Origin of the sequence: Tenacibaculum sp. 1_MG-2023, assembly GCF_030547425.1 — a bacterium.
Taxonomy (GTDB): Bacteria; Bacteroidota; Bacteroidia; order Flavobacteriales; family Flavobacteriaceae; genus Polaribacter.
The window spans coordinates 87,866-109,315 of sequence record NZ_JAUORH010000011.1 but is presented as its reverse complement, the minus strand read 5'-3'; the positions used below and the strand labels follow the sequence as shown (position 1 = coordinate 109,315).

The 21,450-nt window shown below is 33.2% G+C and carries 17 protein-coding genes and 1 riboswitch; of the genes, 9 read left to right on the top strand and 8 right to left on the bottom strand.

Features of this window, described 5'->3' with window-relative positions; genetic code table 11:
- Positions 1 to 373 precede the first annotated feature (373 nt).
- Genes dsrP through Q4517_RS09415 form a run of 6 tightly spaced genes read right to left on the bottom strand, consistent with a single transcriptional unit; the run spans position 374 to position 6,632 of the window.
- Complete coding sequence (gene dsrP, locus Q4517_RS09440) at positions 374 to 1,591, bottom strand: sulfate reduction electron transfer complex DsrMKJOP subunit DsrP (RefSeq protein WP_303508448.1); 1,218 nt, start codon at positions 1,589 to 1,591, stop codon at positions 374 to 376.
- A 10-nt stretch (positions 1,592 to 1,601) separates the two neighbouring features.
- The gene (locus Q4517_RS09435; protein WP_303508445.1) at positions 1,602 to 2,729 is read right to left on the bottom strand and encodes a 4Fe-4S dicluster domain-containing protein; all 1,128 of its coding nucleotides are present in this window, start codon (positions 2,727 to 2,729) and stop codon (positions 1,602 to 1,604) included.
- Positions 2,730 to 2,738: 9 nt separating this feature from the next.
- Positions 2,739 to 3,365 carry a multiheme c-type cytochrome gene (locus tag Q4517_RS09430; protein ID WP_303508444.1) on the bottom strand — a complete coding sequence of 209 codons (627 nt, stop codon included), beginning with the start codon at positions 3,363 to 3,365 and terminating at the stop codon, positions 2,739 to 2,741.
- Entirely contained in the window at positions 3,365 to 4,057 is a 693-nt protein-coding gene (locus Q4517_RS09425; RefSeq protein ID WP_303508442.1) for a nitrate reductase cytochrome c-type subunit, read from the bottom strand. Before Q4517_RS09425 ends, Q4517_RS09430 begins: the two co-directional genes overlap by 1 nt.
- Before the next feature lie 4 nt (positions 4,058 to 4,061).
- Entirely contained in the window at positions 4,062 to 6,347 is a 2,286-nt protein-coding gene (locus Q4517_RS09420; protein ID WP_303508439.1) for a molybdopterin-dependent oxidoreductase, read from the bottom strand.
- 45 nt (positions 6,348 to 6,392) lie between these two features.
- Entirely contained in the window at positions 6,393 to 6,632 is a 240-nt protein-coding gene (locus tag Q4517_RS09415) for a hypothetical protein (protein ID WP_303508438.1), read from the bottom strand.
- 272 nt (positions 6,633 to 6,904) lie between these two features.
- Between Q4517_RS09415 and Q4517_RS09410 the strand changes: the two genes are divergently transcribed.
- The 4 genes from Q4517_RS09410 to Q4517_RS09395 all read left to right on the top strand — a co-directional run bounded on the left by Q4517_RS09410 (position 6,905) and on the right by Q4517_RS09395 (position 11,208).
- Positions 6,905 to 7,243, top strand: coding sequence for a winged helix-turn-helix domain-containing protein (locus Q4517_RS09410; protein ID WP_303508436.1), 339 nt, complete (start codon positions 6,905 to 6,907; stop codon positions 7,241 to 7,243).
- Between the two features lie 105 nt (positions 7,244 to 7,348).
- Complete coding sequence (gene nadA, locus Q4517_RS09405) at positions 7,349 to 8,275, top strand: quinolinate synthase NadA (protein WP_303508432.1); 927 nt, start codon at positions 7,349 to 7,351, stop codon at positions 8,273 to 8,275.
- Positions 8,276 to 9,835 (top strand): L-aspartate oxidase, encoded by a 1,560-nt coding sequence (nadB, locus tag Q4517_RS09400; RefSeq protein WP_303508431.1) that lies wholly within the window; start codon positions 8,276 to 8,278, stop codon positions 9,833 to 9,835.
- 89 nt (positions 9,836 to 9,924) lie between these two features.
- Positions 9,925 to 11,208 (top strand): acetyl-CoA hydrolase/transferase family protein, encoded by a 1,284-nt coding sequence (locus tag Q4517_RS09395; protein ID WP_303508429.1) that lies wholly within the window; start codon positions 9,925 to 9,927, stop codon positions 11,206 to 11,208.
- Between the two features lie 45 nt (positions 11,209 to 11,253).
- Here Q4517_RS09395 and ric read toward each other — a convergent pair whose 3' ends face one another.
- Positions 11,254 to 11,973, bottom strand: coding sequence for an iron-sulfur cluster repair di-iron protein (ric, locus tag Q4517_RS09390; RefSeq protein WP_303508428.1), 720 nt, complete (start codon positions 11,971 to 11,973; stop codon positions 11,254 to 11,256).
- A gap of 5 nt (positions 11,974 to 11,978) precedes the next feature.
- On the bottom strand, positions 11,979 to 13,214 hold the full coding sequence (locus Q4517_RS09385) for an alginate export family protein (RefSeq protein WP_303508427.1): 1,236 nt from the start codon (positions 13,212 to 13,214) through the stop codon (positions 11,979 to 11,981).
- Between the two features lie 212 nt (positions 13,215 to 13,426).
- On the opposite strand from Q4517_RS09385, the gene msrB reads away from it, so the two are divergent.
- From msrB to thrA, 5 genes are all read left to right on the top strand, one after another.
- Positions 13,427 to 13,873 carry a peptide-methionine (R)-S-oxide reductase MsrB gene (msrB, locus tag Q4517_RS09380; protein ID WP_303508456.1) on the top strand — a complete coding sequence of 149 codons (447 nt, stop codon included), beginning with the start codon at positions 13,427 to 13,429 and terminating at the stop codon, positions 13,871 to 13,873.
- Between the two features lie 13 nt (positions 13,874 to 13,886).
- Positions 13,887 to 14,432 carry a peptide-methionine (S)-S-oxide reductase MsrA gene (gene msrA, locus Q4517_RS09375; protein WP_303508426.1) on the top strand — a complete coding sequence of 182 codons (546 nt, stop codon included), beginning with the start codon at positions 13,887 to 13,889 and terminating at the stop codon, positions 14,430 to 14,432.
- Between the two features lie 6 nt (positions 14,433 to 14,438).
- Entirely contained in the window at positions 14,439 to 16,004 is a 1,566-nt protein-coding gene (locus tag Q4517_RS09370; protein WP_303508425.1) for a YdiU family protein, read from the top strand.
- Positions 16,005 to 16,188: 184 nt separating this feature from the next.
- Positions 16,189 to 16,302, top strand: a riboswitch (SAM riboswitch).
- Between the two features lie 197 nt (positions 16,303 to 16,499).
- Positions 16,500 to 17,792: an O-acetylhomoserine aminocarboxypropyltransferase/cysteine synthase family protein gene (locus tag Q4517_RS09365; protein WP_303508423.1), complete on the top strand. Its 1,293-nt coding sequence runs from the start codon at positions 16,500 to 16,502 to the stop codon at positions 17,790 to 17,792.
- 114 nt (positions 17,793 to 17,906) lie between these two features.
- Complete coding sequence (gene thrA / locus Q4517_RS09360) at positions 17,907 to 21,305, top strand: bifunctional aspartate kinase/homoserine dehydrogenase I (RefSeq protein WP_303508421.1); 3,399 nt, start codon at positions 17,907 to 17,909, stop codon at positions 21,303 to 21,305.
- Positions 21,306 to 21,450: the final 145 nt, after the last annotated feature.

The following is a 21,450-nucleotide window of genomic DNA, read 5'->3' as shown; positions in this document are numbered from 1 at the left end:
TACTGCCAATGGTGGGAGAGTAGGTCGTTGCCTTTCTTTATAAACCTCAATCTTTAAAAGATTGAGGTTTTTTTATGCACCTATTTTAACTTCAATATTTTATTGCTACTTAACCTGACTAAAGCTTTAAGATAATTATAGGTAAGTAATTAACTTATTAAGATAATCCCCTCTTTAAGTAATAGGAAGTGTAATATGTAGTGAGTACATGTATAAAGAGATGTTTTCGAAGATGCGTAAAAGAAGTATAAACGTAAGAAAAAGTAATGTAAACATTACAGTATTTGGCTTTGTGGATCTAAATACAATCAGGTACTAAAAATCCTATGAGTTTTAAAATTCATAGGATTTTTAGTTTATAATAAAGTATAATTTAATTTTTGTAACGTAATTTACCTGTTTCAATACCAATGGCTGTTCTTGCTAAAATAGTGAATATAAGAGCTCCTAAGGCCCAAATACCTAAAGTAACACCTATTTCTATTCCAGTAGGAGTGTATTCAGCTATTTTTCCGTAAGGACCAGGAATGAAACCCGGTACAATTAAACCAAACCCTTTTTCAATCCAAATAGCTATAAATAATATAAAACAAGCAAAATATAATACTTTCAAATTGTTTCTAAGTCTATGAAAAGTTAGAATAATTGTAGCTAAGACATTTAATGAAATAGCAGTCCAAATCCATGGTAATAATGCTGTTTTTCCATCTAAACCAAAGAATAAATAATAAGCACTTTCACTATGATGTGTTGGAGCGTAAAATTCCTTAAACAATTCAGAGACTAGCATTATAATATTTATTTGAGCGGCAACAGTAACTACCATTGCTATTTTCTTAATAGTCTTATCTTCAATTTTAAATGTAGTAAAGGTCCTAATGATTGCTAAAACTAAAATAATTAAAGCTGGACCAGCTGCGAATGCAGAGGCTAAAAATCGAGGTCCTAATAAAGCATTGTTCCAAAAAGGACGTGCTTGTAAACCTTGATACAAAAATGCTGTAACTAAGTGAATACCTACCGCCCAAAAAACAGATAATATAGCTCCTGGTACATACACATTTGCTTTTGCTTCTTTTCCTTGATAGTGTCTGAATAAGATATAAAAAGGAATGGTGATGTTTAGAAACAAATATCCATTTAATACAATTACATCCCAAGTAAGCATGGAATTAGGAAAATTAAAAACACCAAAACCAGGAATCATATGCCATAAAACAGAAGGTCCTCCCATATCAGCAACAACAAAGGCTAAACACATAATTAGTGCTGCAACGGCTAAACCTTCACCAATTAAAACGGCTTGTTTAAAGTCAATATCTTTTAATACATAGGTAGGCATTACTAACATAACGGCAGCGGCTGCAACTCCTACTAAAAACGTAAAGTTAGATATATATAATCCCCAGCTTACTCTATCCGTCATTCCCGTAACGCTTAATCCGTGTTCTAACTGAATTGAATAACAATACATTCCTATGAGGATGACTAGGGTTAAAAAAGCCATCCAAAGGTGATATTTTTTTGAACCTTTAGTAATAATATCTAAACTGCCTTTAACTAAACTTGTAAAAACTTTAAGTCTTCTCATTGTATATTTTTTAATCCATGAAGTACCAAAACTTTGGTTCGGTACCTAAATCTTCTTTTAATCTGAATACTTTTTTGTTTTCTAATACCCATCGAATGGTACTCTTAGGGTCGAGCAAGTTTCCGAAAATACGTGCTCCGGTAGGGCAAGCTTCCACACATGCAGGATTTTTACCTGCTCTAGAGCGTTGAACACAAAAAGTACACTTTTCCATGACTCCCTTTTTTCGCATTCGATTTCCTAAATAATGTTGATTATGGTTAATTTCCTCTTCAGGTACTTCTGGTTTACTCCAGTTGAATCGACGACCATCGTAAGGGCATGCAGCCATACAATAACGACAACCTACACACCAATCGTAGTCAACGACTACCAATCCGTCTTTTTCTCGCCAAGTAGCTTGTACAGGACAAACTTCTACACATGGTGGGTTATCACAATGAAAGCATTGAGTTCCCATATAAAAATGACCTTCCGCAGGAACTTCATGATAATAATTGTCATCAGCTTCATTGAAATTAAAACCTTTACCATCTTTCATTTCATGGATTCGGATATATTGCATTTGTGAATTTCTGTCTTGGTTATTTTCTTCAACACAAGCACTCACACAGTCCATATACCCTTGACATTTAGAAATGTTAAAAGCGTATCCAAACAATACATCTTCTTCAGCATTTTTAGAAGACATATTTATTGTTTTTCCGGTACGTAATTGGTACGAACGCATTAAACGATTTACAGTTGCTTCTTTTTCTTCATCTGTCATTAGTTTATAGTTACCTTTAAACTGTTCCTCCCAATCTATTTGAGCTTTTTCTTTAGATTCATCGCTAGAAGTCACACTTGTACATGAAGAAACTGCTCCAGCTCCAATTAATAAACTTGCAGTTAATTTTTTAAAAGCAGAACGTCTATCCATCTTGACATCAAATACTTGATCAAAACCATCTTTGTGCTTCTCTTCTCCTATAGAAGCATTTACCGCTGCTTTATAAAACTCTTGTTCATTCAGTTCTTCTTTCTGGGTATGTGAATTACAACCTCCAGATGTTTTTCCACAACCACAAGAATTATTTTTTTGTTTATGTTTACTATTTAGGTTTAGAGTAAACCATTTTTTTTTGTTATTGCTCATGCCTAAAAATTATTTACGTTCTTTTACTTTTTGAGTATTAAATCTTGCAGGCCACTTAGTGTCAAAGCTAGGTGAATGTGGGTTATGACAATTAACACAGGTCATAGAAGCTCTTGGTGAAGCCCAACTTTCAATTCGTTTTCCGTGAGCACCTCCTGTCCAATCTTTGTATTGTTTTTGATGGCATTGGCTACACAGTTTATAGCTTTTATTTAAATCAATAGAATGCCCCGTTATACTCTTTAGTTTATCCATATTATTACTATCATGACAGGTAATACAATTCATTGTATTTAATGCTGCATGATTTAATTTAATGTTCCAATGTGCCTTTTTTATATCTTTAGTTTGCATTTTTATCAAAGGTTGTGTATGACACTCAGTACATTTATAGGATTTAATTTTATCTTTTCTTGTTGGAATTAAAAAAGTGATATTATTTTCTGTAACCTCCATCATTTTCATTCCTTCTAAATATTTTTCGGAAGAAATAGAAACTCCGTTATAGTTTTTACTTTCGGCTTCTATTTTATCTGTAATACTATGGTATTCATGTTCTTTATGCTTGCATGAAATTGATAAAAATGTGAATAGAAAAGCGAAATAAACGAACTTTATATATTTGTGTTTTTTCATTAATTTTCAATTTTTCTGATGAAATTACCAATGTCTTCGGTAACCTTGTTATTAGGTACATGACATTGTCTACAATTAACCCTTTCCGGATGTGTTACTCTGATTTCCTTAGGGGCACTTGGTCCTGCATGACACGCTAAACAGTTTTCTCTTAATTGTAATTGATGCGGAATTATAGGTGGGCTACCTGCTAGTGCATTATTATTACCTACAACAGGAATAGTTCCTCTTTTAAAGTTTGTTTCTTTAAATAATGATTGTGTTTTTTGTGGTACATGACATTGACGACAATTCACTTTTTCTGGATGAGGAGTAACAGGCGTGTATGCTTTGAACTTCTCTACATACCCACCATTTTCATGACATTTTAAACAATTATTTTCTCCCATACTACGTTCACCACTACTTACTTCATGAGGTATGCTTGGAGGTGCTCCATGAAAAGCTCTATTATCATAATAGCTTTTCATGGTTCGCTGATGCGTTTCGTCTACTGGCATTTTAGTATAATCTAACGCATACTTTGATCGTTCAAAAACACCTGCTTCTGAAGGGATTATAGGAGTTGGTTGGTTATTCTCAATAGGAATGTAAGCTTCTTCTTGTCCTTGATAGTAACTATAGTTCCATACAGTAATAAAGGCAATAAAGAGAATAATGAAAAGCGATATGATGCCTAAACGTTTTTTCATAATATTAAACTTTTTCTACTTTAACCGCACATTTCTTATAATCTGGTTCTTTTGATATTGGACAAAAAGAGTCGAGTGTGATATCATTAATTAACATATTTTCATCAAAAAACGGAACAAACACTTGCATAGGCGCTGGTACTCCGCGTTCATTTATAGAGGCAGGTAATGTTATTGTTCCTCTACGGGTGGTAAGCTTTACCATGTTTCCTGTTTTAACTTGCATACGTTTTGCATCAACAGGATTTAATTCTACATAACCATGAGGCATTGCTTTATGTAATACAGGGATACGTCTTGTCATAGATCCTGTATGCCAATGTTCAACGACACGTCCAGTATTTAACCAATATGGATATTTAGCATCTGGCTCTTCTGCAGCTGGTTCATATGGACGTTGCCAAATGACAGCTTTTCCATCAGGTTTTCCATAGAAATGGAATTTTTCCCCATTGCTACAGGCAGGATCATATTTAGCATTGAAACGCCACTGAGTAGATTTTCCATCAACATAAGGCCATTGCATTCCAGGGTTTTCTTTTAAAACTTCTAACGGAGCCATATTATGCTTTTTATTATCGTGGTGTTTACGATATTCAGCATAAATTTCTTCGATATGAGAATCTTCTTTATAATAGAATTGTTTTTCGTATCCTAATCTTTTTGCAACCTCCACTAATTGCCAGGTATCACTCATGGCTTCTCCTGGTGGTTGTACCATTTGCTCAAAGTATTGCGTTCTACGTTCAGAATTACCATACATTCCTTCACGTTCTACCCACATTGCTGAAGGTAAAATAACATCTGCTATATCAGTTGTTGGTGTTGGGTAAATGTCAGAAACGACGATAAATCGTCCTTCTTTTTTAGCAGCATCTCTATAACGTTTCAATTTAGGCATGGTTACCATTGGATTCGTTACCTGAATCCACATAAAACGAATATCTCCTCGATCTAAAGCTCTAAACATTTCAACGGTATGATAGGTTGGTTTAGGGTCTATATTTTCTAAGGGAACATCCCAAATTTTAGCGGCAAATTCACGGTGTTTTTTATTCATTACCACACCATGAGGGAGTTTATGAGTTAAGGTACCTACTTCTCTTACAGTACCACAAGCAGAAGGTTGTCCTGTTAATGAGAAAGGACTATTACCTGGAGTAGATATTTTTCCTGTAAGTAAATGAATATTATATATTAAATTATTCATCCAAGTACCTCTACTGTGTTGGTTAGGTCCCATACACCAAAGTGACATTACTTTTTTATTAGGATCACCATAGTAAGCAGCCATGTACTTAATATCTTTAGCAGAAACACCAGAAATTTTCTCTACTTTTTCGGGCGTATAGTCTTCTAAAAATTTTTTGTATTCTTCAAAATTAATTTTTTCTGGTTTATCCTTAAACTTGTATTTATCCTCTAAACCATATCCCATGTTGGTCAATCCTTTATTAAAGTTACAGTGTTTTTCAACAAAAGATTTATTAACCCAGCCATTATTTATAATTTCATAACAAATAGCGTTGGCAACTGCTAAATCGGTTTGAGGTAAAAATAAAATAGATTTATCCGCAGCCATACTAGTACGAGTAGTACGGGTAGCAAAATCGATGATTTTTACACCTCTTTTTAAGCGTTGATCTAATAACCTAGAAAATAATACAGGATGCATTTCCGCCATATTATTTCCCCATAGCACAAAAACATCGGCATGATCAATATCTTCATAGCAACCCATTGGTTCATCAATTCCGAAAGAAGTTAAAAAACCAGTAACAGCACTCGCCATACATAAACGTGCATTGGCCTCAACATTATTAGTTCCTATACATCCTTTGAAAAGTTTTGAAGCTACATATCCATCAGGAATGGTCCATTGACCTGAACCATAAATAGATACTGCATCTTTACCATAATCTTTAATGGTTTCTTTCATTTTTGAAGCAATTAAATCTAACGCTTCTTTCATTGAGGTTTCTACATATCTACCATTCTTTTTAACTAGAGGTTTTGTCAAACGGTCTTTACCATACATTGCCATTACTGAATGGTATCCCTTTACACAGCATAGACCTTTGTTAACTGGAGATTTAGGGTCACCTTTTACTGCGACTGCTTTACCGTTTTCAACACCAACCATCACGCCACATCCCACACCACAAAATCGGCAAGGTGCTTTTTTCCAATCTAAATTCCCTCCTTTAGGTAATTGTTCTTCTTGTTCGCCAGCAAACATAATTCCTGGAAACATAGTAGCTGCTGCTGTCATGGCAGATAATACTGCCATCTTTTTTATAAAACTTCGTCTGTTTGTTGTTGAAGTGTACATGGGCTAATTCTTTAAGGGTGTATTAAATCCTGAAACCATAGCTAATAGTTTTAAACTACTAATGGTTTCTAATTTTTGTTTTAAATTTTCTTCTTCTATTTTGGTTTTTGTTTCAGTAACTACTACCAAAACATCTTTATTCTCAGCAGGAATTACTTCACATTCATTTAAGGTTGATAAAGCTTTGATAAGCTCATCTTTTTTGCCATCATGAGGATGTGCTAAATAACTTTTTATAGGCATAAAATAGTTGTTAATTTCTTTAACAAATTAAGAAATATGTGGTTACGAAAAAAATGATATTTGTCATAACTTATAGTTTATCAGTTCGTTATGTTTTTTTAGAAACAACGAATAGTTCTAAAAATAAGGTGATTAAAGACTTCCTGTTTTCTTTTTTTAATTTTAAACAAGAGTAATTTATAATTAGTTTAAATAATTTGTTGTTTATGATTAGCCTCATAAATAAAAAAAAGGTGAGTTTTTAATTTTGAACTTTAGTTCAATTATAACTTATGACATATAAAATTAAAAGTAGAATATGGGTAGAAGTAGATAATGTTACTTTTCTAGGTGAAGGAAGAGTTCGACTATTGAAGTCTATCAAAGAAACTAAATCACTATCAAAAACGGCAAAAGAACTGGGTATGTCGTATAAAAAAGCTTGGAATTTAATTGACTCTGTTAATAAGAAAGCAGAAAAACCAGTTGTAGTTAAAGTATCGGGTGGATTAGGAGGAGGTGGAACTACATTAACTAAACATGGTTTGGAACTTATAGAAATGTATGAGAGTATTAATACCAACTGTTGGAAGTATTTAGACAAACAACTTGAAAAATATTCACAGGACTGATTTTAAGACAGAATAAGAGACCTAGAGGATGTAAAGTAGTATGATTAATATCATGTTTTAAATTTTACTGTTCAACTACTTTCGCACCAAGAATTATTAATACATATGACATTAAAAGATAAGATTACGCGTTTAAAGTCGGAAAAAAATGCAGTTATACTTGCTCATTATTATCAAGAAACAGCAATACAAGATGTAGCAGATTATGTAGGTGATAGTTTAGGGTTGTCACAAAAAGCAGCTGAAACAGATGCAGACTTAATTGTATTTGCAGGAGTACACTTTATGGCAGAAACAGCTAAGATTTTGAATCCAACAAAAACTGTTGTTCTACCTGATTTAAATGCTGGTTGTTCTTTGGCAGAATCATGTCCACCTAGAGAGTTTGAAAAATTTATAAAAGAGCACCCTAATCATAAAGTAGTAACTTATGTAAATTGTAGTGCAGAAGTTAAAGCATTGACAGATATTGTATGTACTTCTTCAAATGCATTAAAAATAGTAGCATCTATACCTAAAGAAACTCCAATTATTTTTGCTCCTGATAGAAATTTAGGAAAATATATTATAAAACAAACGGGTAGAGATATGTTATTATGGGATGGTAGTTGTATAGTACACGAAGCTTTTTCTATAGATAAACTGATAGAGTTACATAAAAAATATCCTGATTATAAAATAATCGCACACCCTGAATCTGAAGAACATATTTTAAAAACAGCAACGTATATTGGTTCTACTGCGGGAATGATAAAGTATGTAAAAGAACATTTCGATCAAAAGTTTATCGTAGCAACAGAAGCAGGAATTTTACATAAAATGCAACAAGAAGTTCCAAACACAGAATTAATTCCTGCTCCAGCTAAAGAAGACAATACTTGTGCGTGTAGTGAATGCGCCTATATGAAAGTAAATACTATGCAAAAGTTATACGATTGTTTGTTAAATGAAAGCCCCAAAATTGAGGTACCAAAAAATATTAGAGAAAAGGCATTAGTACCAATTCAACGTATGTTAGAACTTTCAAAATAAATGATAACAACCGATTATTTAGTAATAGGATCTGGAGTTGCGGGATTGACCTTTACCGTAAAGATAGCTGAAAGGTTTTCTAATAAAACAGTAACCATCATAACTAAGGGAGATGAAGATGAATCAAACACCAAGTATGCACAAGGAGGTGTTGCAGTTGTCTTAAATAAAGAAGAAGATTCTTTTCAAAAACATATTCGGGATACATTAATAGCTGGTGATGGTTTGTGTGATGAAGCCGTTGTTGAAATGGTTGTTAATGAGGGACCGAAACGGTTTAATGAACTGATTACTTGGGGAGCTAATTTTGACACAAATACAGCAGGGAAATTCGATTTGGGCAAAGAAGGAGGTCATTCAGAATATCGTGTGGTACACCATAAAGATATTACAGGATATGAAATTGAAAGAGCTTTGTTACAACGCATTCATCAATTAAAAAATACAAAACTCTTGCCGCATCATTTTTCTATCGACTTGATTACCGAACACCAGGTAACGTCAATTGAAAAGAAGGAAACAAGATGTTATGGTGCTTATGTATTAGATGAGAAAACAGGAACAATTTTTACGGTTAGAGCGAATAATACGATTCTTGCTTCTGGAGGAATAGGAAAAGTATACGGACATACCACAAACCCTATAATTGCCACTGGAGACGGTATAGCAATGGCATACAGAGCCAAAGCACTAATAAAAGATATGGAGTTTGTTCAATTTCATCCAACTGTATTGTATAATAAAGAAGGAGGTTCATCTTTTTTAATATCCGAAGCAGTTAGAGGTTTTGGAGCCTATTTAAGAGATAAAAAGGGACATCGATTTATGCTATACTATGATACTAGAGCAGAATTGGCGTCAAGAGATATCGTTTCTCAATCTATAGACAAAGAACTAAAGAAATCAGGAGACTCTTGTGTGTTTTTAGATTGTACGCATTTAGATATTGTAGCGTTTCAAAAACATTTTCCAACTATTTATCAAAAATGTAAAAGCTTAGGTATTGATGTTACTAAAGACTGGATTCCAGTAGTACCTGCTTCTCATTATTTATGCGGGGGTATTGTGGTTAATAAATATGGAAAAACAACTATTCAAAATTTATTTTGTTGTGGAGAGGCTTCAAGAACGGGATTGCATGGAGCTAACAGATTAGCTTCTAATTCTTTGTTAGAAGCTTTGGTGTATGCTCATAATATTTTTAAGTTTTTATCAGAAAATAATTCGATTCACTTACCTATTGAGATACCTAAATGGAATGATGAAGGCATTCTTTTAAATGAAGAAATAACAGTAATTGAAAATTCTTTAAAAGAACTACAAATTTTAATGAGAGATTATGTAGGAATTGTACGAAGTAATACGCGATTAAAAATAGCGAAAAAAAAGCTTGATATCATTTACAATAAGGTAGAGAAACTGTATAAAACATCTAAAATCACCACTGCTCTTTGTGAGTTAAGAAATATGGTTACTATAGCATATTTAATTATTAACCAATCATTAGAAAGAAAAGAAAATAAAGGAGGGTATTTTAATATTGATAATAGTGCGAAATAGGTTTGTAAATTAGTTTAGTTAGCATGACTTTTATCATTAATTAAATTGTACTTTCTTATGATATTTGTACCTATAAAATTTTGAATAAAATGTCAGAAAATTTAAAGATTGTTACTGCCGAAGAAGCTGTGGCTATTGTAAAATCAAATAATAAAATATTTTTTCAAGGAGCAGCAATGACTCCTAATTTACTCATAGATACTTTGTGTGAACGCTACCAAGAGGTAACCAATGTAGAAATTATTCAAATTCATACACATGGTAAAGCGAAGTATTTAGAAGAACCTTATAGTAAATCATTCAGGTTGATAAGTTGCTTTGTGGGTGATAATGTAAGGAAAGGGGTGAATATGAATAATGGAGACTATATTCCTATTTTTTTAAGTGAAATACATTGGTTATTTCGTCGTAATATTTATCCATTAGATGTTGCGTTTATCCAAGTTTCTCCACCTGATAAACACGGGTATTGTTCTTTAGGAACATCAGTAGATATTACACTACCAGCTATACAAACCGCTAAAACTGTAATAGCTCAAGTAAATCCTAATGTTCCAAGAACTCATGGAGATGGTATAATTCATATAAGTAATATTGATTATGCAGTGAAAGTAAACTCACCAATTCATGAATCTATTACAGGAACACCTTCAGAAATAGAAATTAAGATAGGAAAAAATGTTGCAGGATTAATTGATGATGGAGCTACTTTACAAATGGGAATTGGAAACATACCCAATGCTGTATTACATAATTTAACCAACCATCAACGTTTAGGAATTCATACAGAGATGTTTTCAGATGGTGTATTGCCCCTAATAGAAAAAGGAGTAATTACAGGGGAAGAGAAAGAAATAAAAACAGGAAAAATAGTTACTTGCTTTGCTGTAGGTTCTCAAAAATTGTATGATTTTATAGATGATAATCCGTTGGTGCATTTTAAAGAAGCAGGGTATACAAACGATACTTCTATTATTAAATTGAACCCAAAAGTAACTGCGATTAATAGTGCTATTGAAATTGATTTAACAGGACAAGTTTGTGCTGATACTATAGGGAAATATCAATACTCAGGAGTAGGAGGACAGATGGATTTTATTAGAGGAGCATCCTTGTCAAAAGGAGGAAAAGCAATTATCGCGATGCCTTCAATAACAGCGAAAGGAGTTTCTAAAATTACTCCGTTTTTAAAAGAAGGAGCAGGAGTTACAACTACAAGAGCCCATGTACATTATGTAGCAACAGAATATGGTGTAGTGAATTTATTTGGAAAGAGTTTAAAAGAACGAGCAAAAGCATTAATTTCTATAGCTCATCCTAATTTTAGAGAAGAATTAGAACGAGAAGCTTTTAATAGATTTACTAAGTTATAAACGAAATAAAAAAGGAGTAGTTAATTAGCTACTCCTTTTTATTGGTTAAGATATTTTCTTTTCTAGAAGAATTGCTTTAGGGTGTAAAATATTGTTTTCAAGATGTATGTGCTTATGTAAATCTTGTTCAAACTCATCTAGTTTAGCATACAAAGCTCTAAATGTATTACAAGCTCCCTCAGGATGTGTATAATTATTAGACAGTCTAGCTATTTTTTTAAAAACATTACCTGCACTCTCATGTTCATGCTCCATCATTTGTATAGGGTTATTTACAGTTCCGAAAGGAGGTGTTGTATTTTTTGTGCCTTCTTTTTCAGCTTGTACTAATTGTTTTATGAAAGGAAATAATACTTGTTCTTCTTTTTGTATATGTGATAGTAGCTCATTGGCTACTTCATGAAATAATTGATTTATTTCTACTACTTCAATATAATGATGGCCGTGAACTTTAGCTACTTTGTTAACATATTGAGAAATGATAGGTAGGCTTTCTCTTACGTAGGTATGATGTATATTTTCAATGTAAATCATTAAAAAATCTAACTCCCATTTATCATAATCCTCAATAACATCTTTTATTACATCAACTTCAGCTAATTCTTTTTCAAGAGTTGCTTGATCTACATTGTTTTTTGCGCAAGCTTTTTCAACAGATATACCTCCACCACAGCAAAAATCAATTCCGTATTTCTTAAAAATATGTGCTTTTTTTATATTTTCAGTCACATAGTCAGCTACTGTTTTGTTACTTGATACTACCATAATTTCTAGTTTTTAGATGTGAATAGAGTCGGTTTAATAGTTACCATAACCCAAGCCCAATTATTTGTGTTACTATCTGAATTTCCTTTTAAGACCTCCATTCCTTCAGAAGGAAATAAGTGAGAATATCCAGCTTTAAAACCAATATCTTTCGTAAACTTATATCCATATACAATATCTACTTCAGTACCTAGTTGGTTAGAAACTGAGTTGTTAATATCTGCAGCAGCAGAAAAATTATGAACAAAAGCTGTTAAACCAGATTTCGAGTTTAATTTAAAATTAGCTTTTGCATAGAGGTTTAACAAACCAACACTGTTTATATGATTTCCTACGTAGAAATAATCCATAAAACCATTAAACTTATGATTGGTTCCATAAAAAGGAGTAAAAGCATTGTTTTCATCAGCAGAAGTATTGTAATCATTACCACTTTGTAATTCAACTCCTAAACCAATCTTTGCTTTTTCTGAAGCTTTAAGTATGGCCTCTAAACCAAGTAAATAAGCATTTAAATCTCTATTTAAAACATCATTACCAAATTGATAATATAAGTTAGCAGCAATAGTAAATTTATCTTTCTTTGCAGTTAAATGTGTTCCTATGGTTTGACTATACTTAAGTCCGTTAGGAGATTGCATACCGTTGTTTAAGAACAAGAAACTACCAGAAAAGTCACTCCAATCTTTATGTAACCACGCATATTGCATAGCTTTATACGTATTTGGTGTAGTTAAATTTGTTCCTGTTAGGTTTTCTTTTGATTGATTAAATGCCAAACCAACATCAAACTTAAAACTATCTTTTTTATACTTCAGCATTGCCATATCGTGACTACGAGCTTGTTGAGCCCAACCAACGTTACCAAAAATTCTACTATCGTCATAAATAACCTCTTGTCGTCCTAGTTTTACAGAAAAGTTTGTGTCTAAAAGTATTTCTCCCCAAGCTTGGTGTACACTCAAACCACTATTATCAGCAGTATTTAATTGAGGAACATCTCCCCAAACTCTAACATCTTGAAAACTAACATAAAAATTTAATTTTTCAGTTTTATAGGTAGTGTTCAATCGAGTTCTTTGAGAAACAAAAAGAGCAGGATTGGCATTATCAGGAAATAAAGTTTTAAATCCATGCCTATATTCAGCACGCGGACGTAGTTCTGCATCAATTGTTAATTGAGCAAAAGCTGTAGTGGTAGCAAAAAAGATGAATGCTATTATAATTTTTGAGGTTTTCATAATTTTTTAATTAACATTAGTCCAAATTTCTAGATAAATGCTAGGATAAAACATGATAAAAATCAGGTAGAACTAAAAAAGATGAAAATATCTTTTATAGATAATAGAAATTAAAATGAGTATAGTTAATAATGAATCGTAGCTTTGTAAGTAACAAAGAAAAGAAACTACTAATAAGTTAAATAAAACGAAAGAGCAGGATGAACGACAAAATTTTAACTTGGAAAGATGTAATTAATTTTGCTGTTAATGGTAATCCAACACCTGATAAAAGAGTGGAAAAAACAGCAGCAGAATGGCAAGAATTTTTAACCCCAGAACAGTTTAGAGTAACTAGACAAAAAGGAACAGAAAGACCAAATTCAGGAGAATTGTGTAGTGTGTATGATGCTGGAAAATATAAATGTGTATGCTGTGGCACACCTTTGTTCGATTCAACGATTAAATTTAGTTCAGGTACTGGTTGGCCTAGTTTTACACAACCTATAAAAGAAAACTCTATTCAGTATGAGAAAGATACTACCTTTGGTATGGTACGCGTGGAAGTAATGTGTAATACTTGTGATGCTCATTTAGGACATGTTTTTCCTGACGGACCAGAACCTAGCGGATTGCGTTATTGCATTAACTCGGCTTCAATGATTTTAGATACAGAATAAAGAAAGGAGAGAAATGACAAATAATAAATTAGAAGTAATAACCGTTGGTGGCGGTTGCTTTTGGTGTGTAGAAGCTGTTTTAAATCAAATAAAAGGAGTAGAAGAAGTGGTATCTGGTTATATGGGAGGAACCGTACCAGGAACACCAACTTATAGAGAAATTTGTTCAGGTTTAACAGGACACGCAGAAATAGTGCAAGCAACGTTTAATCCTGAAATTATAAGTTATGAAGAGTTGTTGGTAATGTTTATGACAAGTCATGACCCAACAACTTTAAATAGGCAAGGAGCTGATGTAGGAACACAATACCGTTCAGTGATTTTTTATCACAATGAAGAACAACAACAAATTGCTGAAAAAGTAGTAGAAAAGTTGACACCTTATTATGAAGATGAAATTGTAACAGAAATAAGTGCAGCATCCACATTTCATAAAGCAGATGAGAGTCATCAAGACTTTTATGAAAAAAACAAAGATCAAATGTACTGTGTAGTAGTTATTTCGCCTAAATTGGCAAAATTGAAAAAACTATACGCAAACAAATTAAAAGAACAATAAAAAGTGTTGAAATTCAATATACAAAACACCTTTACCGAAGAATTACCAGCTGACCCAATTCAAGAAAATACACGAAGACAGGTTACAGAAGCTTGTTTTTCGTATGTAACACCTAAAAAAACGTCCAATCCAAAAATAATTCATATTTCGGATGAAATGGCTAAAGAATTAGGGCTTTCAGAAACAGCAATAGCTTCAGATGAATTCAAGAACATTTTTACAGGGAATGATGTATATAAAAATACACAACCGTATGCCATGTGCTACGGCGGACATCAATTTGGACATTGGGCAGGACAATTAGGAGACGGTAGAGCGATTAATTTGTTTGAAGTAGTTCATGATAACAAAAAATGGGCATTGCAGTTAAAAGGAGCAGGAGAGACACCATATTCGAGAAATGCAGACGGATTAGCAGTGTTACGTTCCTCTATTCGTGAGTATTTGTGTAGTGAAGCTATGTATCATTTAGGTGTACCTACAACAAGAGCATTATCATTGGCACTGTCAGGAGATCAAGTACTAAGAGATGTACTATATGACGGAAACGCTGCGTATGAAAAAGGAGCAATCGTATGTAGAACAGCAGCCTCTTTTTTACGTTTTGGAAACTACCAAATATTTCCTGCCAGAGGAGATGTAAAAACACTAAAAAGATTGGTAGATTATACTATAAACCATCATTTTCCTCATTTAGGTGAACTTTCAAAAGAAACATATATTTCCTTTTTTAAAGAGGTGGCAGAGCGTAGTTTAGATATGGTTATTCATTGGCAGCGTGTTGGATTTGTACATGGGGTTATGAATACAGATAATATGTCAATTCTAGGTTTAACGATTGATTATGGCCCTTACGGATGGTTAGAAGGCTATGACCACGGATGGACGCCAAATACAACCGATAATACCCATAAACGTTATCGATATGGTGCGCAACCAGAGGTAGTTTTATGGAATTTATATCAGTTAGCAAATGCTCTATATCCTTTAATTGAAGAAGCTGAACCTTTAGAAGCTGTTTTAGAAAATTACCAAGAAAAATTTCCTAAAAAGTACATGCACATGATTCGAGAAAAATTAGGACTTTTTTCTTCAAAAGAATTAGATGGAACATTGGTTTCAAATCTTGAAGAAGTACTTCAAAAAACAGAAACAGACATGACTATTTTTTTCCGATTGTTGTCAAACATTTCAAAAAATGACACCAAAGAGGAGGCAATAAAAAAAATAGAAAAGGCATTTTATACGCCTTCAGAAGTTGTAGACGAAATAAAAAAATCTTGGGAAAATTGGTTCCAAAATTATATAGATAGATTACAAAATGAAACTGTTTCAGATGAGGACAGAAAAACAAAAATGAATGCTGTAAATCCGAAATATGTACTCAGAAATTATATGGCGCAATTAGCCATTGATGATGCAAATAAAAATGATTTTGTATTGTTAAATGAGTTATATTTACTGCTCAAAAATCCTTACGATGAGCAGCCAGAATACGAAAAATGGTTCGAAAAACGTCCTGAATGGGCACGAAATAAAGTAGGTTGTTCTATGTTGTCTTGTAGTTCTTAAGATAAAAAACATGTTAAACCTTTTGTTTGAGTTAATTGTGCTTAGTTGCTGATAATTAGGTTTCTGTTTTGTTTCATTGAAAATAATTCAAAACTCTTTTTTAAATAAAAATCAAAATAAATTTGGAAAATCCATTTTTATAATTGAATATTTGTACTCGTAAAAGTTCAAACACTTATTGACGATGTTATCAAGAAAGGTGGAGGGATTAGACCCTATGAAACCTTAGCAACCCTTTGTGCAAACAAAGAAGGTGCTAAATTCTACCAGAGCATAAAAACTCACGGATAGATAACCCAAAGAAATTTCTTCTTTCTACAAGAACTTTCTTATAATTTCTTAATAACATTTTTCTAGTAAGCAACATCTAACAAAGATGTGTTTTGGCTTTTGGTTTAATCTCAAAACGATTCACAATGCGCAGTATTGGGTTTCCTTTGAAAATGTCATTCTCGCGGAAACGAGAATCAAGTATTAACTCAAAAAACAAGAAAAATGAGTACACAAAAATTCGCAACAAATGCGTTGCACGCAGGTCACGATGTAACACAAAATGGAGGAACAAGAGCAGTTCCTATTTATCAAACAACATCGTATGTTTTTAACAATTCAGAACACGCAGCAAACCTATTTTCTTTAAAAGAACTAGGATTCATTTACACGCGACTAAACAACCCAACCAATCAAATTTTACAAGAACGCTTAGCCGCTTTAGAAGGCGGTATTGGTGCCGTAGTTTTTGCTTCAGGTACGGCAGCAATTTCAACAGGATTATTAACCTTACTAAAAGCAGGAGATCACATTGTAGCTTCAAGCAGCTTGTATGGAGGAACATATAACTTGCTAAACGTTACCCTACCAAGATTAGGAATAACCACAACATTTGTAGACGCATCAAACCCAGATAACTTTGCAGAAGCTGTACAAGAAAACACCAAAGCATTTTTTGTAGAATCGTTAGGAAATCCAAAATTAGATGTGTTAGACTTACAAGCGATATCAGCACATGCAAAAAAAGCAGAAGTTCCGTTTATTGTAGATAATACCGTAGCAACACCTGCCTTATTAAACCCAATAGAGCATGGAGCAAACATCGTAATTCACTCCCTAACAAAATACATTGGCGGACAAGGAAACTCGTTAGGAGGAGCCATTATTGATGCAGGAACCTTTAACTGGGCAAATGGCAAGTTCCCAGAGTTTACAGAACCATCAGCAGGATACCACGGACTAGTATATAACGAAGCATTAGGAGCCGCATCGTACACGTTTAAACTAATTTTAGAAGGATTGCGTGATTTTGGAGGAGCCTTGAGTCCTACAAACGCATTCAACATCATTCAAGGATTAGAAACCTTAGAAGTAAGAATTCAAAAACACAGTGAAAATGCGTTATCTATTGCAAAATGGTTACAAGAACAAGAACAAGTAGCTTGGGTAAACTATCCAGGGTTGGAAGGCAACAAGTACAAAACTTTAGCAGATAAATACCTACCAAAAGGACAAAGCGGATTAGTAACTTTTGGTGTAAAAGGAGGCTATGAGGCAGCCAAAACCATTGCAGATAACACCAAACTATTTTCACTACTAGCCAATATTGGAGATACAAAATCATTAATAATACACCCAGCAAGCACAACACACCAACAATTAAGTGACGAAGCTCAAAACAATGCAGGAGTAACCAAAGACTTAATCCGTTTATCAGTTGGTTTAGAAAATAGTGAAGATTTAAAAAACGATTTACAAGAAGCATTTGCTAAAATCTCTAAAGAAGTAGTAGCTTAAAATTACATTAAAAAGTAAAGCAAGACCCTTTTGTTGTCAGTTCGAGTTTACCAAGCAAGAGTATCGAGAACCAACAAAATATTTAGCGTAAAGCCCAACATAAAGACATCAATAATGAAAAGTGATTTACAGCACATACACATTCTTAGTTATACCACAATAAGCGGTGTACAATTCAAAAAAATTCCGTTAAGCTACCAAACCTTCGGAAAAGAATTGGGCACTGCACCTGTGGTGCTCATCAACCATGCACTAACAGGAAACAGCAATGTAACAGGAATTGATGGATGGTGGCAAGACTTAGTTGGTAAAAACAAAACTATAAATACGAATAAATATACAGTTCTATGCTTTAATATCCCAGGAAATGGATACGACGACTTTTTAATAGATAATTATAAAAGCTTTATAGCACGCGATGTAGCAAACATTTTTTTACAAGGGCTAAAACAACTAAAAATTGAAAAACTATATGCATTAATAGGAGGCTCATTAGGAGGAGGAATAGCATGGGAAATGGCAGTATTAAACCCAAAAATAACAAAACACTTAATACCTATTGCGACCGACTGGAAATCGACTGATTGGTTAATAGCAAACTGTCAAATACAAGAACAATTCCTAACAAACTCTAGCAACCCTGTACACGATGCACGTATGCACGCAATGCTATGTTACAGAACCCCAGAATCATTTAAAAAACGATTTCAACGCTCCAAAAACGAAGAGCTACAAATATTTAATGTAGAAAGCTGGCTGTTACACCATGGAAAAAAACTGCAAGAACGCTATCAATTAGCCTCTTACAAATTAATGAATCAATTATTAAAAACCATTGATGTAACCAAAGGAAGAGAAGAACTAAATGTGTTAGAAACCATTGGAGCAGACATCCATATAGTTGGTGTAGATTCCGATTTATTTTTTACTGCCGAAGAAAACAGAGAAACACATAAACAACTAGCATCTGCCCATGCAAATGTAACCTATAATGAAATTAATTCAGACCATGGACACGACGCTTTCTTAATAGAATACAAACAACTAGAAAAAATTATTGAACCGATATTCAATCAAAAATTAACTAATAAAAGAATGAAAATTTTAAAATTTGGCGGCAAATCATTATCCAATGAAGGCATATCAAACGTAGTAACAATCATAGAACAAAAAATAAATGAAGGAGAAAATATAGCCGTAGTTGTTTCAGCAAGAGGAAAAGCAACCGATGAATTAGAAGAAATTTTAAAAAAAGCAGCCAAAAACGAAGCATTTAAAGAACAATTAGAAACATTTAAATACGAACAAACAAAATTAACCCCGTTAGTAAATTTCACTACCGAATTTGATAGACTAGAAAAACTATTTGAAGGAGTTAGCTTATTAGGAGACTATAGCCAAAAAATAAAAGACGAAGTACTAGCACAAGGCGAGTTATTATCTATAAAAACAGTAACCGACCTACTACAACAAAAAGGCATTAACGCAAACGCTACAGACGCCAGAAACTTATTAAAAACAGACGAAAGCTTAGGTAACGGACAATCAATAATACCAATATCAAAAGAAAACGTAGTAAACCACTTTAAACAACACAACGGAACAACAGTAAACGTAGTAGCAGGGTTTATAGCATCAAACCTAAAAAACGAAACAACCACCTTAGGTAGAAACGGAAGCAACTATACAGCCTCGTTACTAGCAAACTATTTAGATGCAGAAGAACTGCAAAACTATACACACGTAGACGGTATTTTTACCGCAAACCCAGATTTAGTTGCAGACGCCAAAAAAATAGAAGAATTATCATTCTCAGAAGCCAACGAATTAGCAAACTTCGGAGCAACTATTTTACACGCAAAAACAATAATTCCACTATTAGAAAAAAACATAAACCTTCGAATACTAAACACCTTTAACCCAAACGACAACGGAACACTTATAACAGCCAAATCAACATCAAAAGGAATCAAGTCACTATCAGTATTAGATAACGTAGCCTTAATAAACTTTGAAGGAAGAGGACTATTAGGAAAAGTAGGAGTAGACGCTCGTATTTTTAAAGCATTAAGTAACAACGGAATTAGTGTAAGTATAATATCACAAGGCTCTTCAGAAAGAGGAATTGGCTTAGTAATAGATAAAGACAACGCAGCAGCAGCAGTAAAAGCCCTAGAACAAGAATTTGAAAACGACTTACAAACAAAAGATGTAAGCCAAATAACCATACTAGAAGAAGTATCAGTAATCTCTATCATTGGGCAAGACTTAAGTGAATTTCATCACCCATATAACACATTAATAAAAAACCAAATAGTTCCCTTGTTATTTAACAACACAATAACAGGTAAAAACGTAAGCTTAGTAGTAAAAAAAGAACAACTACACAAAGCACTAAATGTAATTCATGGTCAAGTATTTGGAGTAGCAAAAAAAATAAACATAGCCGTTTTTGGTAAAGGATTAGTAGGAGGAACACTAATAGAGCAAATTTTAGAAAACTCAAAAACAATTTTAGAAAGAAGAAAAATCCAACTAAACATTTTTGCCATAGCAAACTCTAAAAAAGTATTGTTAGCAAAAAATGGAATAGGAACCACTTGGTCGAATGAGCTTGAAAAAGCAGTAGAAGATAAGCATACAGTTGATACTGTAATCGATTATGCAAAAGAACACCATTTAGAAAACCTAATTGCTGTAGACAATACAGCAAGCTTAGACTTTATAGAAAATTACATTCCGTTAGTCGATGCTGGATTTGACTTAGTCTCTTCCAACAAAATAGCAAATACAGTTTCGTACGATTTTTACAAAGAGTTACGTAAAACCTTAGATAAAAATAAGAAGAGTTATCTCTATGAAACAAATGTAGGAGCAGGCTTACCATTAATAGATACAATTAAACTATTACACGATTCAGGAGAAAACATTACAAGAATAAGAGGAGTATTCTCAGGATCATTAAGTTACTTATTTAATAAGTTTTCAGCAGAAGACGTACCATTTTCAAACGTGTTACAAGAAGCCATTAACAGTGGATTTACCGAACCAGACCCACGAGAAGACCTATGCGGAAACGACGTAGCCAGAAAACTATTAATCTTAGCACGTGAATTAGATTTAGAAAACGAGTTTGAAGATATTCAAATAGAAAACCTAATACCAGAAGAATTTAGAGAAATACCTTCAAAAGAATTTCTAACAAACTTAGAAAAACTAAACCCAACATTTCAACAACAAAAAGAAGCACAAGAAGAAAAACACGTACTACGATATATAGGAGACTTACATGGAGACCTACAACAATCAAAAGGAAAACTAAACGTAAAACTAGTATCAGTACCAGAAAGCTCACCCTTAGGAAGCCTAAAAGGCTCCGACGCCATATTTGAAATATATACAGAATCGTACGGAGAACAACCCATAGTAATACAAGGAGCAGGAGCAGGATCAAAAGTTACAGCCAGAGGAGTATTCGGAGACATCTTACGATTAGTAAAAACAAACAATTAACAATAAGGAGTAAAACAAAACCCGCAAGGAATAGAAAAAGAACGCTAAGGAATAGATAAACAACCATAAGGAGTAGAAAAAGAACGTTAAGGAATAGACAAACAATTGTAAGGAATAGATAAAGAACATTAAGGAACAGACAAAG